General features: G+C 74.1%; 14 protein-coding genes. 2 read left to right on the top strand and 12 right to left on the bottom strand.

Features of this window, described 5'->3' with window-relative positions:
• Positions 1-87 precede the first annotated feature (87 nt).
• Together OHA99_RS30840 and OHA99_RS30835 are read right to left on the bottom strand one after the other, a co-directional pair.
• Positions 88-2481 carry a tetratricopeptide repeat protein gene (locus tag OHA99_RS30840; RefSeq protein ID WP_405698429.1) on the bottom strand — a complete coding sequence of 798 codons (2394 nt, stop codon included), beginning with the start codon at positions 2479-2481 and terminating at the stop codon, positions 88-90.
• A gap of 49 nt (positions 2482-2530) precedes the next feature.
• Entirely contained in the window at positions 2531-4666 is a 2136-nt protein-coding gene (locus OHA99_RS30835) for a trypsin-like peptidase domain-containing protein (protein WP_405698428.1), read from the bottom strand.
• A gap of 75 nt (positions 4667-4741) precedes the next feature.
• On the opposite strand from OHA99_RS30835, the gene OHA99_RS30830 reads away from it, so the two are divergent.
• Complete coding sequence (locus OHA99_RS30830) at positions 4742-5038, top strand: trypco2 family protein (protein ID WP_194280163.1); 297 nt, start codon at positions 4742-4744, stop codon at positions 5036-5038.
• Positions 5039-5060: 22 nt separating this feature from the next.
• Here the strand turns inward: OHA99_RS30830 and OHA99_RS30825 are convergent, their stop codons facing one another.
• Together OHA99_RS30825 and fmt are read right to left on the bottom strand one after the other, a co-directional pair.
• The gene (locus OHA99_RS30825; protein ID WP_153180757.1) at positions 5061-6488 is read right to left on the bottom strand and encodes an RsmB/NOP family class I SAM-dependent RNA methyltransferase; all 1428 of its coding nucleotides are present in this window, start codon (positions 6486-6488) and stop codon (positions 5061-5063) included.
• 111 nt (positions 6489-6599) lie between these two features.
• Positions 6600-7532, bottom strand: coding sequence for a methionyl-tRNA formyltransferase (gene fmt, locus OHA99_RS30820; protein WP_054101812.1), 933 nt, complete (start codon positions 7530-7532; stop codon positions 6600-6602).
• A gap of 319 nt (positions 7533-7851) precedes the next feature.
• On the opposite strand from fmt, the gene OHA99_RS30815 reads away from it, so the two are divergent.
• On the top strand, positions 7852-8406 hold the full coding sequence (locus tag OHA99_RS30815; protein WP_381498801.1) for a hypothetical protein: 555 nt from the start codon (positions 7852-7854) through the stop codon (positions 8404-8406).
• Positions 8407-8498: 92 nt separating this feature from the next.
• Here the strand turns inward: OHA99_RS30815 and OHA99_RS30810 are convergent, their stop codons facing one another.
• From OHA99_RS30810 to OHA99_RS30775, 8 genes are all read right to left on the bottom strand, one after another.
• Positions 8499-10649, bottom strand: coding sequence for a primosomal protein N' (locus OHA99_RS30810; RefSeq protein WP_405698427.1), 2151 nt, complete (start codon positions 10647-10649; stop codon positions 8499-8501).
• A gap of 123 nt (positions 10650-10772) precedes the next feature.
• Positions 10773-11996, bottom strand: coding sequence for a methionine adenosyltransferase (gene metK, locus OHA99_RS30805; RefSeq protein ID WP_153180753.1), 1224 nt, complete (start codon positions 11994-11996; stop codon positions 10773-10775).
• Positions 11997-12247: 251 nt separating this feature from the next.
• On the bottom strand, positions 12248-13450 hold the full coding sequence (coaBC, locus tag OHA99_RS30800; protein ID WP_405698426.1) for a bifunctional phosphopantothenoylcysteine decarboxylase/phosphopantothenate--cysteine ligase CoaBC: 1203 nt from the start codon (positions 13448-13450) through the stop codon (positions 12248-12250).
• Positions 13451-13636: 186 nt separating this feature from the next.
• A complete protein-coding gene (gene rpoZ / locus OHA99_RS30795; RefSeq protein WP_003977348.1) occupies positions 13637-13909 on the bottom strand; it encodes a DNA-directed RNA polymerase subunit omega in 273 nt (90 codons plus the stop codon).
• A gap of 62 nt (positions 13910-13971) precedes the next feature.
• On the bottom strand, positions 13972-14565 hold the full coding sequence (gene gmk / locus OHA99_RS30790; RefSeq protein ID WP_366473524.1) for a guanylate kinase: 594 nt from the start codon (positions 14563-14565) through the stop codon (positions 13972-13974).
• 37 nt (positions 14566-14602) lie between these two features.
• Positions 14603-14926 carry an integration host factor gene (locus OHA99_RS30785; RefSeq protein ID WP_016572363.1) on the bottom strand — a complete coding sequence of 108 codons (324 nt, stop codon included), beginning with the start codon at positions 14924-14926 and terminating at the stop codon, positions 14603-14605.
• 223 nt (positions 14927-15149) lie between these two features.
• Positions 15150-15995: an orotidine-5'-phosphate decarboxylase gene (pyrF, locus tag OHA99_RS30780; RefSeq protein ID WP_165686539.1), complete on the bottom strand. Its 846-nt coding sequence runs from the start codon at positions 15993-15995 to the stop codon at positions 15150-15152.
• Complete coding sequence (locus OHA99_RS30775) at positions 15992-17098, bottom strand: quinone-dependent dihydroorotate dehydrogenase (protein WP_164385445.1); 1107 nt, start codon at positions 17096-17098, stop codon at positions 15992-15994. Before OHA99_RS30775 ends, pyrF begins: the two co-directional genes overlap by 4 nt.
• Positions 17099-17173 lie beyond the last annotated feature (75 nt).

Here is a 17173-nt window from a genome sequence, read left to right as displayed (position 1 = left end):
TCTCCCCCGCGTTCGTCCCCGGCTCCCTCCGCCGCTTTCGTCCCGGCCCCCTCCCCCAGGCCGTCGCCGTCCCGCCGCGTCACGTCCTCACGCCGTACGCCGCCATCCCCGCGCCAGCTCGCGCAGCCCGGCCGGGGCCGGGAGGACGGCGTACGCGGTGTCCAGCAGGTCGCCGCGCTCGCCGGCGCTGCCCGCCTGGTCGGCGAGGCCCCGGAGCGACCCGGACAGCAGCCTGCGCAGCGCGTCCTCGCTGTCCTCGGGGCCGAACAGCTCTCCGGCGGGGAATCCGCTGCCCCAGCCTTCGGGCGGGCGGCAGGCGAGCGCTTGTTCGCGCAGTTCGGTCGCCAGCCGGTCCCAGGACCCGCTGCCGTCCAGGTGCAGTTCCGCCAGCCGTTCGGCGGCCTCGCGCAGCTCGGTGACGAGCGGCCCGGGCCCGCCGGGCAGCCGGGCGGCCAGGATCCGCACCGCCGCGACGCGTGCGGCGTCGTAGTGCCGGGAGGTGGTCGGCACCTCGTCCAGTACGCCGACGGCCCGGCGCCGGCCCGCGCGGCGCAGCCGGACCCGGGCCAGCCCGAAGGCGGCGCTGCCCTGGGTGGGGTCGCGCCGCAGGACGGCCTCGTAGAACTCCTCGGCCTGCGCCGCACGGGCCCCCGCCCGTGCGGCCGCCTGCGCGTCCGCCTGCGCCTCCACCGGGCGGGCTTCCCGCAGGCCCGGCTCCCGTACGCCGGCCTCCCGGAGCCGCTCGGCCAGGTACTCGGCGCAGTACCCGAGCGCCAGCTTGGGCGCCACCTCGCCGGGCAGCGCCTCGTACGTGGCCGCGAACTCGCCCTCCGCCTCGTCCACCGCGCCGCGGGTGAGATGGACCAGTCCCCGGTGCCAGAAGATCCGCCAGTCGTAGTCGTCGCTCCACCCCCTGGCCCGCGCCACCCACTCCTCGGCCCGCGCGGCGTTCCCGGCGTCCAGGTAGGCGCGGCACAGCCACAGCGCCGTCTCCACGGTGCGCAGCGCCGGGTCGCCCTCGGCCCGTTCGGCGATGCGGTCGGGGGTGTCCGCGGCGAGCCCGCCGAGCAGTACGGCCGCCGGGTCCGAGGCGTCGGGCAGGGGGACCGGCAGCGCGCGGGCCACCGTCCGCGGCTCGGGGGCCCCGCCCGGCAGCTCCGGTGCCCCGCCGCCCGGGCGCCGCGTCCACCACTCGAGCGCCGGGACCGTGCCCAGCGCGGCGCCGAAGACCGCCGCGGTCGGTTCGAAGCGGGTGGAGCGCTCGGGGTACGGCTCCCGCCCGCCGAGCGCCTGGTCCTCGCGCAGCACCTCCCACAGCTGGCGGGACATCTCGGCCGCGGAACGGAACCGGGCCGCGGGGTCGTGGTGGGTGGCCCGCCGGATCAGCGCGTCGAACGAGCGGGCGGCCAGTCCGGCGGGCCTGGTGGCCCGCTCGGCGAGCACTTTCAGGGTCCGGCCGACGGTGTACAGGTCGCTGTCGACGTCGAGCCCGCGCCGGTCGCGTTCGCGCTTCGGCGGGGAGTAGCCGTGGGTGTGGACGAGCCCGGAGGAGCGGTCGTCGATCCGTCGGATGGCGCCCAGGTCTATGACCTTGATCTCGCGCCCGTAGTGGATGACGTTCTCGGGTTTCATGTCGCAGTAGAGCAGGCCCCGGTCGTGCAGGTACTCCAGGGCACCGAGGATCTTGCAGCCGTACGTGATGACGTGCCCGAACTCTAGGCCGCCCGCGCCGAACAGCCGCGCCAGGTCCTCCTCGGGGGCGAACCGGATCCAGGCGAGGGAGCGGCCGCCGACGTACTCCATCACGATGTAGCCGGTCGGTTCGGCGTCGCCGGGCACCTGGTGCTGGACGTGGGTGACGATGCGGACGATGTCGCGGTGGTGCAGCGTGGTGAGCGACCGGCGCTCCTCGACCGCCGCCCGGCGGGCCACGGCGTCGCCGGTGTTGATCAGCCCCTTGAGGACGACGTGCAGGCCGGGCACGCGGGTGTCCTCGGCCAGGTAGACCCAGCCGTGACCGCCGACCGCGAGGTAGCCGAGCACCCGGTAGTGCCCGCCCACCCGGTCGCCGGGGCGCAGCTTGGGCCGGAACGAGTACTCCGTACCGCACTGCGGGCAGAACCCGTGGTCGGGGGCGGGACTGCCGTCGTAGGAGACCCCGATGGTGCCGGCGCAGTTGGCGACACCGCAGCGCCGGCCGCCGGTCGGGGGCCGGGCGACCGTGTCGGCGGCCTCGGAGGGATCCGGTGAGGGCAGGGCCGGCAGGACGAGGAGCCCGTCACGGTCCAGCTCGCCGACGGCCGGGGCGGCAGGGGTCTGCGGGGGCTCGGCCGGTGCGGCGGAGCCGTCCGGGGCGGGGGCGGCGGGCTGCGCCGAGGAGGGTCCGGGGGCGAGGGGGAGGCGGAAGCAGGTGTCGCAGAAGCCGGTGACCATGATGTGGCCGCCCTGGCAGTCGGGTCTGACACAGGCTCTCCCGCTCATCCCGGCAGCCCCCCGTGCGGTCGCGGGGCGGTCGGGGGAGTTCTCGGCGTCATCGCGTGTCCCCTCCGCCGTGCTCCTCGACCCGCCGGGTGTAGGCGTCCACCGCCGCCTCCGCCGCGCGCACGTCGCAGGGTCTGGTCCGGAGCAGGGCGTGGGCCCGTAGGTAGAGGTCGTCCACTGCCGGGTCCTCCTCGCCCTCCAGGGAGTGCTGGTGCAGGACGTGATAGCCGCGCAGCCGCCCGGCGAGCTCGTCACGCCGGTCGCGAAGCCGGTCGAGCTCCGCGACGCCCGCCCTCAGCCGGCCGGCCACCCGGTCGGCCAGCAGCTCGTACCGGTCGAGGTCGGGGGCGTGCCCGGGGGCACGGCCGGGGGCACGGCCGGGGGCACGAGCTTGCTTCCGGTCCTCGACTGGGTCGTGGCCGCGGTCGCGGTCGCGGTCGCGGTCATGCTGCCGGTCTTGGACGGGGCCGCGGGCCTGCCACCGGTCCTGGTCTCGGCCGTGGGCCTGCCGCCGGTCCTGGTCTCGGTCGTGGACCTGCCGCCGGTCCTGGTCTCGGTCGTGGACCTGCCGCCGGTCCTGGTGGAGACCCCCGTTCCGGTCATGCCGCCGGTCTTGGTCGCGGTCGTGGCCGTGGCTGTGGTCGTGGCCGTGGTGCCAGTCTTGGTCCTGGTCATACCGCCAGTCTTTGTCCCGGTCGCGATCCCGATCCCTGTCCCCCTCGCGGTCCCGGTCCCTGTCCCCATCGCGGTCCCGGTCCCTGTCCCGGCCATGGTGCCGGTCGCCGTCCCGGCCGTCGACGCGCTCCCGGTCGTCTTCGTCCGCGCGCAGCAGCGCGGCCAGGGCGGCGTGCGCGGCCACCAGTTCCGAGTCGAGCGGGCGCACCCCGCTCGGGACCACGGCCGCCAGGCGTTCGTGCAGGTCTTCGGCGAGTGGCCCGGTGATGTCCCGCAGCCGCTCGACGAGCCGGGCGCGACGCTCCCGCGCGGGCCGGGCGAGCAGTCGCTCTCGGGCGCGGCGGTGGCAGTCGCCGGCCGTGCGGAAGACCAGCAGCAAACGGCTGCCTCCGGCGCGCAGCACGTCCAGCAGGTCCAGCAGGTCCGGCGGGTCGGCCGCCTCGTCGACGCCGACGACGACCAGGTTGAGGGATGTCTTGGAGGCGCGGATGCGGTCGAGCGGGGGATGCTCCGGGTGCTGCCACAGGCCGATGCGTTCGGCGATCCGCTCGGCGATCTCGGCGGCCGTCAGCCCGCTCGCGTCCACGGCGAGGTCGTGGCCGCCGGCCGACGGAACGGTGCCGGGCGGGTCGAGCGACGCGCGGTCGATCGAGACCGCGGTGCGCAGTTCCCGGTCGGCGAGCGTGATGGCACGGCGCAGCGTGGCCGCGCGCGCGGCGTCGCCGCGTTCGACGACACTGATCTTCACCTGGCTGCCGTCGTCGCGCAGCCAGGCGGCGAGGCGCTGGGCGAACGGCTCGTCGAGCAGGTCCTGGGAGGCGCCGTCGGCGGTGGGGAGCAGCCGCTCGTCGACCGCCGTGGGGCCCACGATGCGCGGCTTGAGCCGGGGCAGGTGACGGGCGATGGTCTCTGCGGGACTCATGAAGGAGAACCGGTTCCCGTGCTGGTCCAGCTGACCGCTGAGCACCATGCCGATGACCTCGCCGGTCCGGCTGTCGGCGACGCCCGCGCCGCTGCACCCCGGGCTGGCCAGTTCACCGGGGTTGACCGGGCTCAGCTGCACCTGCCCGTCGCGCCCGCAGCCGCCCACGACGGTGGAGCGGAACCAGATGCCGCCGTTGTGGGCGTAGGGAAAGCCGTACATGCGTACTTCGCGGCCGGGTGCGGACAACCGGTGCAGCCGTACCGTTTCCTCCGCCGGCCGGGGCCGCTCCAGCCGGAGCAGCGCCACGTCCCCACTGGGGTCGCCGTCGGCGTCCCGCGTTTCCGGCACGTAGGCGGTGCCGTCCACCCGGGCGCGCACCGCGGGCACGCTGTGGTCGGCCGCGCCGACGAACTCCGCCGTGAGCCGGTCCGCCGCGCGGTCCACGACATGCGCGCAGGTGAGTACCTGGTCCGGGGTCAGCAGAATGCCGGCCCCCGCGATCTCCCCGTCCGCTCCCCTGATCCGCACCGCCCAGCTCGGTGTCTTCATGGGCGAGGCGGCCGGATCTCCCCCGCCAGCAGCCATATGCGAACTATACGGGCGCCTGCTCCTGCCGCATACTGCTGCGACAACAGTGAACGAGCTCTGTACGGAGGCGAGTTGACGAACGAACCGGGTTTCGTGGGGCTGGCCGAGGTGATCGGCCGGATCCGGGGCGAGCTGGAGGAGGCCCGCGCCGATGCGGAGGGCCGCGACCTAGGTTTCGCCGTGGAGAACGTGAGCCTGACCTTCACCGTGCAGGTCCACCGGGCCGGCAGCGGCCGGGGAGGCCTCCGGATCGGCGTGGTGACGGCCGAACTGGGCGGCTCCGTCGACCACCAGACCACCCACCAGGTCCAGGTGGACCTGAAACCGGAGCTGGCGGGCGGGGAGCGGGTGAAGGTGAACAGGCGCTAGGCGTGCCGAGGAGTGGGCCCGGTCAGGACGTGCGGCGCACGAGCGCCAGGTACATGGCGTCCGTGCCGTGCACATGCGGCCACAGCTGGACGTCGGGTCCCTCGCCGAGGCCGGGAACGCCGGGCAGCAGCGGCCGGGCGTCGAGCAGCTCGGTGCCGGGGTGCTGCTTGAGGACGTCCGCGACGACGGCGCGGGTCTCGGCGAGGTGGGGCGAGCAGGTCGCGTAGGCGACGACGCCGCCGACCCGTACGGCCTCCAGGGCGCCCCGCAGCAGCCCGCGCTGGAGCGGGGCGAAGCCCTCCAGGTCCTCGGGGCGGCGCCGCCAGCGCGCCTCGGGACGACGCCGCAGGGCGCCCAGGCCGGTGCACGGCACGTCGACCAGGACGCGGTCGAAGCTCCCCGGCCGCCACGCGGGACGGGTCCCGTCGGCGGCGATGACCTGGTACGGGCCGGGGTTGCCGTCCAGCGCCCTGGCCACGAGGCCGGCGCGGTGCGGCTGCTTCTCGGAGGCCAGCAGGAAGGCACCCCGCTCGGCGGCCAGGGCGCCGAGGAGCGCCGCCTTGCCGCCGGGTCCCGCGCACCCGTCCAGCCAGCGCCGGTCCGGTCCGTCCAGCGGCGCGTGGGCGAGGGCCAGGGCGACCAGCTGGCTGCCCTCGTCCTGCACCCCGGCGCGGCCCTCCCGCACGGCCTCGACGGCCCCGGGTTCGCCGCCCTCGCTCAGCCGCACGGCGTATGGCGACCAGCGCCCCGGTACGGCGGCCTCCTCGCCGAGCAGCTCCTCGGGGGTGGCCCGGCCCGGCCGCGCGACGAGCGTGACCTCGGGGCGTTCGTTGTCGGCGGCCAGCAGATCCTCGATGCCGGCCCGCCCGCCGCCCAGGGAGTCCCACAGCGCGGAGACCACCCAGCGCGGGTGCGAGTGCATGACGGCGAGGTGGTCCTCGGGGTCCTCGTCGTAGGGCGGGGCGACCCGCTCCAGCCACCCGTCGAGGTCGTCCCGGGCCACCTTGCGCAGCACGGCGTTGACGAACTTGGCCCGACCGTCCCCGAGCACGACCCGCGCCAGCTCCACGGAGGCGGAGACGGCGGCGTGGCTGGGGATACGCGTCCCGAGCAGCTGGTGCACACCCAGGCTGAGCACGTCGAGCACCGGCGGGTCCACCTCGCGCAGCGGCCGGTCCACGCAGTCCGCGATGATCGCGTCGTACGTCCCCTGCCGGCGCAGCGTCCCGTAGACCAGCTCGGTGGCGAGGGCGGCGTCCCGGGCGTCGAACTTCTCGGGGCCCTCCTTCTCCCGTGCCTTGCGCAGCAGCGGCGGCAGGACGAGGTTGGCGTACGCGTCGCGCTCGTCCACGGCCCTGAGCGCCTCGAAGGCGAGGATGCGGACGGGGTCCTTCTGGGGCCTGCGGTACGGCTTGCCGGGCTTGCGGGGACGGCGGGGCTGTTCGCTCACGAAAAAGGTGCTCCGGGTGTGGGGTGAAGTGCGCTCACCAGCGTACGCCGGGCCGGTGAACGGATAGCGGTGAAGCAGAGGCGGGGAGGCGGGGAGCCGTCCGGGCCCGGGTCAGCCGCCGAGCAGCTCGCCCTCGGTGATCCGCGCCCCGCGCGCCCAGTCCGCGGCCCGCATCGGCTTCTTGCCCTGGGCCTGTACCCACAGCAGCTCGACGGCGTGCGAGCCGGTGCCGACGTACACGTTGTTCTTCCCGGCGGCGAGCTGGCCCGGGGCGAGGTCCGTGCGGTCGGGCAGCGGCACGGCCTGCACGAGCTTGAGCCGCTCGCCCCGGAAGGTGGTCCAGGCGCCGGGGGCCGGGGTGCAGCCGCGCACCACCCGGTCGACGCGCAGCGCGGGGGCGGTCCAGTCGACGCGGGCGTCCTCGACGGTGATCTTCGGCGCGAGGGTGACGCCCTCGGCCGGCTGCGGTACGGCCTTCAGGCTGCCGTCCTCGATGCCGTCCATGGTGGCCGCGAGCAGCCCGGCGCCGGCGAAGGCCAGCCGGGTCAGCAGGTCGCCGCTGGTGTCGGTGGGGCGGACGGTCTCGGTGACCGTCCCGTACACGGGGCCCGAGTCCAGGCCCTCCTCGATCAGGAAGGTGGACGCGCCGGTGATCTCGTCGCCCGCCATCAGCGAGTGCTGCACGGGGGCCGCGCCGCGCCAGGCGGGCAGCAGCGAGAAGTGCAGGTTGACCCAGCCGCGGGCGGGCACGTCCAGGGCGACGCGGGGCAGCAGGGCGCCGTAGGCGACGACGGGGCAGCAGTCGGGCGCGATCTCGCGCAGCCGCTCCAGGAACGCGGGGTCGCGCGGCTTCGCGGGCTTGAGCACCTCGATGCCCGCCTCCTCGGCCCGCTCGGCCACGGGCGAGGCGACCAGCCGGCGCCCCCGCCCGGCCGGAGCGTCGGGCCGCGTGACGACGGCGGCCACCTCGTGACGCCCGGAGGCGATCAGGGCGTCCAGGGCGGGAACGGCGACCTCGGGGGTACCGGCGAAGACGAGCTTCATGGGTGGGACGGGCCTCTCGGGCGGGGGCGGTTGCGGGCGACGCACCAGTCTACGAGCCTGCAAGGTCACGGAAAGCCGCCGACGGCGCGGCACCACGACGGCACACGCTCACCTCTCGACCGACGGCGAACGGGTGGTGCGTGGGTGGTGCGCGGGTGGGAGGCCCCCCGAGGCCGCAGGCCGAGGGGGCGCACGAACAATCCCCCACGCCCCCACCCCGTGACCAACCCCGCACCCACACGTTGGTCAAGGAAGAGTTGACACACCGGGCCGCCCGCGCGGCCCGACCCCTTTCAACGCCGGTTCGAGAGGCTTGTTCATGGCCGACCACGCAACCCACGACGCCCAGGCTCGGGCCAGCCTGCACTTGCTGGTGCGGGACATCGAGCGGGTCCGCCGGCAGGTGGACGCACTGCGCACCCTCACCGCCCAGTTGGGCAACGTCTACCGCCCGCGCCGCTCCGGCCCCTCCACGGGCTTCGTCGTCTACGGGCGCGCCCCCGCCCCGACCGTCCGCCTCGCCCAGGAGCTGCGGGACAGTGTCGAGACCCTGGTCACGGCCGCCGTGGACTTCGACCGTTCGCTCGGCTTCTCGTGGGACGCGGTGGGCTCCGCGCTCGGCGTGACCAAGCAGGCGGTGCACCGGCGCTACGGCTCCCGGCGCGCCGCCGCCCAGCCGGCGGCGTCCACGGCCGAGGCCGGCGAGCACGCACCGGAGCCGACGGGCACCCGCCCGGTCAACGTGGGCTCGGGGCTCCCTCCGGTGCCCACGGTCCCGGCGGCCCGTTCCATGCCGACCCAGCCGACCTCGGGCAGCCCGTCCCTGCGCGACGAGGTCCGCCCCACCGCCTTCCCCGGCCCGCGCAACGGCTGACCCGCGACGCGGCCCACGCCGGCCGAGGCACAACGGTCGCCCCGTCATCCCGGCGCCCCTTCGGGAAGGCGGGGCGTCGGCATGTGCGCCGCTCACCCGATGTCGGGCGGATCGATGCGCACCCACACCGCCGTGTCGCTCCCGCGTGCCGTCCGCGCCGCCTGAGCGGCCTTCAGCGCACCGGCCAGCGCCGCCCCGCGCCCCGGCGGCACCCGGACCAGTGCCCGCTCCCAGTGCTCCCCGGGTGGCGGAGCGCCCACCCACCGCGGTCGCCCCGCCGCCGTGACCGGCAGGGGCACGGGACCGAGCACCTCCGCCTCCGGCGGCAGTGCGACCGCGCCGAGGAAACCGCCGACCGCCTCCGGCGGCCCCGCCACGGCCGCCATCCGCGACACCGGGGGGAAGCCCAGCTCCGCCCGCTCGGCCAGCTCACGCAGCGCGTGTCCGACCGGGTCCCAGCGCACCAGCGCCTGCACCGGCCGCAGGGTCGGCTCGGCGACCGCGACGACGGTGCCCCCGGCGCTCTGCGGGCGTACCAGGGCGGCGGCGGCCAGCCAGCGCCGCAGCGCGTCCTCGCCGGAGCGCAGGTCGGGCCGGCCGAGCATGGCCCAGCCGTCGAGCAGCAGCGCCGCCGCGTAGCCGCCCTCGGCGACCGGTTCGGCCCCCGGAGTACTCACGATCAGCGCGGGGGCCTCGGACACGGTGTCCAGCACGTGCTCGCGCCCGGAGGTGCGCACGGGCACGGCCGGGAAGGCCCGCCCCAACTCCTCCGCGGTGCGCCGGGCGCCCACGACCTGCGCGCGCAGCCGGAAGGCGCCGCACTCCGGGCAGTGCCAGGCGCCCTCCTCGCGCCCGCACCAGCCGCACCGCAGGGCGGAGGCGGACTCCTGCCCCTCCAGCGGCCCCGAGCAGTGCCGGCACCGCGCGGGCGTCCGGCACGCCGCGCAGGCCATCCGGGGCACGTAGCCCCGTCGGGGCACCTGCACGAGCACCGGTCCGTGCCGCAGTCCCTCCCTGACGGTTTGCCAGGCGAGGGTGGGCAGGCGCGCGGCACGGGCGGCCTCGTCCCGGGCCAGGTCCTGGTCCCCCACGGTCCGCACCAGCGGGGCGGCGCCCCGTACCTGCTCACGGGTGGCGACCAGGGGCCGGGCCCAGCCGGTCTCCACGAGCTGGGCGGCGTCCACGGTGCAGCTCCAGCCGCCCAGCAGGAAGGCGCAGCGGTCCTGGGCCGCGCGCAGCAGCAGTACCTCGCGCGCGTGCGGCTGCGGCGCGTGCGGCTCGCTGTGGCTGTCGTCGCCGTCGTCCCACAGGGCGACCAGACCGAGGTCGCGCACCGGCGCGAACATGGCGCCCCTGGTCCCGATCACGGCCCGGACGGCGCCCCGGCGCACCGCCAGCCACTGCGCGTACCGCTTCTCGGGACCGGCGTCGGCCGTGAGCACCGCGTGCCGTTCCTCGCCCAGGAGCGCGGTGAGCGCGGCGTCGGCGCGGGCGACGGTCCGCCCGTCCGGCAGGACGACGAGGGCGCCCCGGCCGGAGGCCAGCGTGGCCGCCACGGCGCGCGCGAGTTCCTCGGCCCACTGCGGACCCGGCAACGCGTTCCACACCGCGCGCGGTGCTCCCCCGGACGCCAGTGCGGCCACGAACGCCGCCCCCTGCTCGTACCGCGCCCACGAGCCCGGCTCGGGCACCGGCGGGGCGGGCAGCGGCTGCCCGGACTCCCGCTTCTCGGCGCGCGCGTTGCGCGGGGGCACGGCGAGCTGGAGGACGTCCGCGACGCTGCCCGCGTACCGGTCGGCGACCGACCGGACCAGGCCGAGCAACTCCTCGTCGAGGATCCGCTCGGGCGAGACGACCTGGGCCAGGGCCGCCAGGGGTCCCGCGTAGTCGGACTCGGCGAGCCGCTCGACGAGGAAGCCGTCGATGAGCCCGCCGCCCTCGCGCCGCCCGTCCCGCACCCGGTGGCGTCCGGCCCCGAAGCGCACCCGCACCCGCACACCCGGCTGGGCCTCGGCATCCAGCTCCTCGGGCACGGCGTAGTCGAAGTACCGGTCGAGGTGGAGCACGCCCTTGTCGACGAGGACCCGGGCGACCGGCAGCTCCTTGGCGAGCGCGGCCCCGCGCCAGGTGCGCGGCTTGGCGCGGGGGGTCTTCGCCCTGCGCACCGTCTCCCGGATGAGCGCGAGCTGCTCGGGCGGCGCGTCCTGCGCGCCGCCCTGCTCCGGTCCGTTCTCGCTGCTCACGCCTGCATTCTCGCAAAGACCACTGACAACACCGCCGGAACCGGCTCCATGCGACGAGGCCCGGCGCCCCCCGAGGGGTCACCGGGCCTCACCTGTCACAAGGGGCGACGGGGCCCCGGATCCTTACAGGCCGGCGGCCTCGCGCAGCGCGTCGACGCGGTCGGTGCGCTCCCAGGTGAAGTCGGGCAGCTCACGGCCGAAGTGGCCGTAGGCGGCGGTCTGGGCGTAGATCGGGCGGAGCAGGTCGAGGTCGCGGATGATGGCGGCCGGACGCAGGTCGAAGACCTCGTCGATCGCCTTCTCGATCTTCTCCGGCTCGACCTTGGCGGTGCCGAAGGTCTCCACGAACAGGCCGACCGGCTCGGCCTTGCCGATGGCGTAGGCGACCTGGACCTCGCAGCGGGCGGCGAGGCCCGCGGCCACGACGTTCTTGGCGACCCAGCGCATCGCGTAGGCCGCGGAGCGGTCCACCTTCGACGGGTCCTTGCCGGAGAAGGCGCCACCGCCGTGACGGGCCATGCCGCCGTAGGTGTCGATGATGATCTTGCGGCCGGTCAGACCGGCGTCGCCCATCGGGCCGCCGATCTCGAAGCGGCCGGTCGGGTTGACCAGGAGACGGTAGTTCTCCGTGTCGATCTTGATGCCGTCCTCCAGGAGCGCCTTCAGCTCCGGCTCGACGACGAACTCCTTGATGTCCGGGGCCAGCAGCGACTCGAGGTCGATGTCGCTCGCGTGCTGGGAGGAGACGACGACGGTGTCCAGCCGGACCGCCTTGTCGCCGTCGTACTCGATGGTGACCTGGGTCTTGCCGTCGGGACGCAGGTACGGGATGGTGCCGTTCTTGCGGACCTCGGACAGGCGCTTGGACAGGCGGTGCGCCAGGAAGACCGGAAGCGGCATCAGCGTCGGCGTCTCGTCGGAGGCGTAGCCGAACATCAGGCCCTGGTCGCCGGCGCCCTGCCGGTCCAGCTCGTCGGTGTCGTCGCCCGCGGCGGCACCCCCGACCCGGCTCTCGTACGCGGTGTCGACACCCTGCGCGATGTCCGGGGACTGGGCGCCGATGGAGACCGAGACGCCGCAGGAGGCTCCGTCGAAGCCCTTCTTGGAGGAGTCGTAGCCGATGTCCAGGATCTTGCCGCGGACGAGGTTGGCGATGTCCGCGTAGGCCTTGGTGGTGACCTCTCCGGCCACGTGCACCAGACCGGTGGTGATCAAGGTTTCGACGGCGACCCTGGAGGTCGGGTCCTCACGCAGAAGCGCGTCGAGAATCGTGTCGCTGATCTGGTCAGCGATCTTGTCGGGGTGACCTTCGGTCACGGACTCCGAAGTGAACAGGCGACGGGACACAACGCTCCCTGGGGTTGCAGCGGCTGCTGGCTGATCATTGGTGGACGGCACGGGGAGCTGCACCCGGCGACGTCCGAGAACAGTTTATCGGTCGCACTCTGCCGCGGGCCCACCTGTCTCAGCTCTCGGGAGGGCTGTGACCTGCGGCACGCGCATTCTGCCCAGAAGAAAGCGCCCTTGGCCAGGGGCGCCACGCTCGAATGCGCCTTCTTCTGCGTCGTCTTCGCTGCTCGTTCGAGCAAATGGGTCATTCACTCCAGCCGCCGGGCGACGAGGTCCCAGACCACGTCGGCCAGGGCTTCCTTCGGCCCGTGGGCGACCGGCGTCTCGCTGCCGTCGGCGCCCAGGACCACCGCCTCGTTCTCCTCGGAGCCGAAGGTCTTGCGTTCCCCCACCTCGTTCACCACGAGGAGGTCGCAGCCCTTGCGCTTCAGCTTGGCCCTGCCGTTGGCCAGGACGTCGTCGGTCTCGGCGGCGAAGCCGACGACCACCTGTCCGGGGTGGGCCCGGGGTGCGGAGAGCTCCGCGAGGATGTCCGGATTACGCACCAGGGTGATCGGTGCGGGTTCCTCGCCGTCCTTCTTCTTGATCTTCCCGGTGGCGTAGGCCGCGGGCCGGAAGTCCGCCACCGCCGCGGCCATGACGACGGCGTCGGCGTCCGCCGCGGCGCGCAGCATCGCCTCGCGCAGCTCCACCGCCGTGCCGACCGGCACCACGTCCACGCCGGCCGGGGCCGGCATCGAGGCGTTCGCCGAGACGAGCGTGACGCGGGCGCCGCGGGCGGCGGCGGTGCGGGCGAGGGCGTAGCCCTGCTTGCCGGAGGAGCGGTTGCCGAGGAAGCGGACCGGGTCGAGGGGCTCCCGGGTGCCGCCTGCGCTGACGACCACGTGCCGTCCGGCGAGGTCGGGCTCGTGCACCCCGCGGGCGAGGACGCGGCGGCAGACCTCGAAGATCTCGCCCGGGTCGGGCAGCCGGCCCTTGCCGGTGTCGACCCCGGTGAGGCGGCCGACGGCGGGTTCGATCACCACGGCGCCGCGGCGGCGCAGCGTCGCCACGTTCTCCTGGGTGGCCGGGTGCTCCCACATCTCGGTGTGCATGGCGGGGGCGAAGACGACCGGGCAGCGGGCGGTGAGCAGGGTGTTGGTGAGCAGGTCGTCGGCCAGGCCGTGGGCGGCCTTGGCAAGCATGTCGGCGGTGGCCGGGGCGACGACGACCAGGTCGGCGTGCTGGCCGATGCGCACGTGCGGGACCTCGTGGACGTCGTCCCAGACCTCGGTCGAGACGGGGTTGCCGGACAGGGCGGACCAGGTGGCGGCGCCCACGAAGTGCAGCGCGGAGGCGGTGGGGACGACGCGGACCTCGTGCCCCGACTCGGTGAGTCTGCGCAGCAGCTCACAGGCCTTGTACGCGGCGATGCCGCCACTGACCCCCAGAACGACCTTCGGCTTGTCCACCGTCTCTCCCCGGCTCGGATGACGCGCTCGGACCACGCGCTCGGACTGCACGTTGGGACCACGCGTCGGAACTGCGCCCGGACGGCGCGTACGTCCCATCACACACCACAGGCCCGACAGTCGGGCTGCCGGGCCTGTGGATAAGTCAGCGTAAGGCTGAAGATACTACCGCCGATGTTGCCGGTGTTACTGCGCCGGGCCCTCGATGGCCTCGGAGGTCAGCAGCCCCGCGTTGATCTCGCGCAGGGCGATCGAGAGCGGCTTCTCGTGCACGTGGGTGTCGACGAGCGGACCCACGTACTCGAGGAGGCCCTCGCCGAGCTGCGAGTAGTACGCGTTGATCTGGCGGGCCCGCTTGGCCGCGTAGATCACGAGGCTGTACTTCGAGTCCGTGGCCTCGAGGAGCTCGTCGATCGGCGGGTTGATGATGCCCTCGGGCGCGGAGATGGAAGAGGACACGCTCTACCTTCCGATGGATGGGAAAGATTCTGTCGGGATGACCGCAGGGTGACCTGTAACGATCACACGACGTTCGTCAAGGCTAGCAGCTCGCGCGCCACGTCCTCGACGGAGGTGTTCACCAGTGTCCGGTCGAACTCCGGCTCGGCGGCCAGCTCGACCTTGGCGGCGGCGAGGCGGCGCTCGATCACCTCGGGCGGTTCGGTGCCCCGGCCGGTGAGCCTGCGCACCAGCTCGTCCCAGGAGGGCGGGGCCAGGAACACCAGCCGGGCCTCGGGCATGGACTCGCGGACCTGCCGCGCTCCCTGGAGGTCGATCTCCAGGAGCACCGGCTCACCGGCCTCCAGGCGCTCCAGCACGGCCGTGCGCGGCGTGCCGTAGCGGTTGCCGGCGAACTCGGCCCACTCCAGCAGCTCGCCGTTGGCGATCAGCTTGTCCATCTCCTCGTCGCTGACGAAGAAGTAGTGGACGCCGTGCCGCTCGCCGGGGCGGGGCCTGCGGGTCGTCGCCGAGACCGACAGCCATACCTCGGGGTGTTCCTTGCGCATATGGGCGACGACCGTGCTCTTGCCGACCCCCGAGGGGCCGGAGAGCACGGTCAGCCGCGGACGTGCGTCCGGGGGTACGGGGGACGTCCCCCGGGGTGTTGCAGCCATGCAGCGATTATTCCAGCAATCCCGGAGTGGTCCGGACTCAGCTGCCGGTGCTGCCGAACTCGCGCTCCAGGGACGCGATCTGGTTGGACCCGAGACCGCGCACGCGGCGGCTCTCGGAGATGCCCAGTCGCTCCATGATCTGCTTGGCGCGGACTTTGCCCACGCCCGGCAGGGACTCGAGGAGGGCGGAGACCTTCATCTTGCCGATGACGTCGTTCTTCTGTCCCTGCTGGATGACCTCGTGGAGGGAGGCACCGGAGTGCTTGAGTCGATTCTTGACCTCGGCCCGCTCCCGGCGAGCCGCGGCGGCCTTTTCGAGCGCGGCTGCGCGCTGTTCAGGGGTAAGGGGCGGAAGAGCCACGCCTACGTCACCTCGGATGTCGAACTGTCGGATACGGACCGGTGAGGAACCTAGTCGCCCCTCACCTGGTGAGCCACGAGCAACACGCTTGCCCGTTGACTCTCGACGGAGACTAGCGGTCAAGTCCGCCAGAGTCAGCGAGAACAGCGGAAAAGTCCTGGTCAGCCTCCGTCAGGCCGGACATTTGGGACATACTCCCTCTGATTTGAGGATGTATCCAGGGTCAGGACGCCGTGACCGCGGTCCGGATCTCCGCCGCGAAACGGTCGGCGGCCGTCCGCAACGCGGCCACATCCGGACCGTGACGAAGGACACCCCGGCTGACGTTGGGCACCACGTTGCGCACCGCCGCGCCGAACACGCCCGGCAGGTCCGCGGGCGTGGCCCCCTGGGCTCCGATGCCCGGCGCCAGCAGCGGACCGTTGATGTCCAGGTCGTACGAGGACAGGTCACCGAGCGTGGCACCGACCACCGCGCCGAAGGAGCCCAGCGGCTCCTCCCCCGCGTTCTCGGCGGCCAGGTGCGCCAGCATCGTCGCCCCGACGCCGAGCCCGTCGCCCCGCACCGCGTGCTGGACCTCGCCGCCCTCCGGGTTGGAGGTCAGCGCCAGCACGAACAGGCCCGCGCCGCTCTCGCGCGCCAGGTCGACGGCCGGCTTCAGGGAGCCGTAGCCGAGGTACGGGGAGACGGTCAGCGCGTCCGAGAACAGCGGCGCGTCCTTGTGCAGGAACGACTCGGCGTACGCGGCCATGGTCGAGCCGATGTCGCCGCGCTTGGCGTCCATGACGACCAGCGCACCGGCCGCCCGCGCCTCCTGGACCGACGTCTCCAGCACCGCGACGCCGCGCGAACCGAACCGCTCGAAGAAGGCGCTCTGCGGCTTGAGGACGGCGACCCGGCCGGCCACCGCCTCCACGACGGTGCGGCTGAAGCGCTCCAGGCCGGCCACGTCGTCGTTCAGGCCCCACTCGGCGAGCAGGGAGGCGTGCGGGTCGATGCCGACGCACAGCGGACCGCGCTCGTCCATCGCGCGGCGCAACCGGGCGCCGAAGGGCTCCAGAACCGTCATGCGTGCTTCCTCACGTCGGCGCCGACCGCGTCGGCGAGGGTGGCGTACGGGCTCTGCCGCAGGCGCGCGGCGAGCCCCTTGTGGATCGCGCGGCCCCAGAAGGGCCCCTCGTAGATGAAGGCGCTGTAGCCCTGGACCAGCGTGGCACCGGCCAGGATGCGCTCCCAGGCGTCCTCGGCCGTCTCGACGCCGCCGACGCCCACCAGGGTGATCCGGTCGCCCACGCGCGCGTAGAGGCGGCGCAGCACCTCCAGGGAGCGTGCCTTGAGGGGGGCGCCGGACAGGCCGCCGGTCTCCCCGACGAGGGCGGGCGAGGAGGTCAGGCCGAGGCCCTCGCGCGCGATGGTGGTGTTGGTGGCGATGATGCCGTCCAGGCCCAGCTCCACGGCCAGGTCGGCGACCGCGTCCACGTCCTCGTCGGCGAGGTCGGGCGCGATCTTGACCAGGAGCGGGACACGCCGGGCGGTCACCGCGCGGTCGGCGGCCTCGCGGACCGCGCTCAGCAGCGGGCGCAGCGCCTCGGTCGCCTGGAGGTTGCGCAGGCCGGGCGTGTTGGGCGAGGAGACGTTGACGACCAGGTAGTCGGCGTGCGGGGCGAGCCGCTCGGCGGACTTCACGTAGTCGCCGACGGCCTCCTCCTCGGGGACGACCTTGGTCTTGCCGATGTTGACGCCGACGACGGTCCGGAGGACGGGCGTGCGGGAGGCCAGACGGGCCGCCACGGCCAGCGAGCCGTCGTTGTTGAAGCCCATGCGGTTGATCAGCGCGCGGTCGCCCACCAGGCGGAACAGCCGCTTCTTGGGGTTGCCGGGCTGCGGCTCGCCGGTGACGGTGCCGATCTCGACGTGGTCGAAGCCGAGCATCGCCATGCCGTCGATCGCGACCGCGTTCTTGTCGAAGCCGGCGGCCAGCCCGAAGGGCCCGTGCATGCGCAGGCCCAGCGCCTCGGTGCGGAGCTCCTTGTACCGGGGCGCGAGCGCGGCGGCGACGAAGGTGCGCAGGACGGGGACGCGCACGGCGAGGCGGATCCAGCGGAAGGCGAGGTGGTGGGCCCGCTCCGGGTCCATGCGGGAGAAGACGAGCTTAAAGAAGATCTTGTACATGTGTCCTCGTGAGGCCTCTGTGGTGCGCTGGGGCTCATGAAGAGGGGGACACCGTTTCCGGTGTCCCCCTCGGGG

Source organism: Streptomyces coelicoflavus, assembly GCF_045041415.1.
GTDB classification, from domain to species: Bacteria; Actinomycetota; Actinomycetes; order Streptomycetales; family Streptomycetaceae; genus Streptomyces; species Streptomyces coelicoflavus.
The sequence above is the reverse complement of the archived record's forward strand: the minus strand, read 5'-3'. Positions and strand labels throughout refer to the sequence as shown.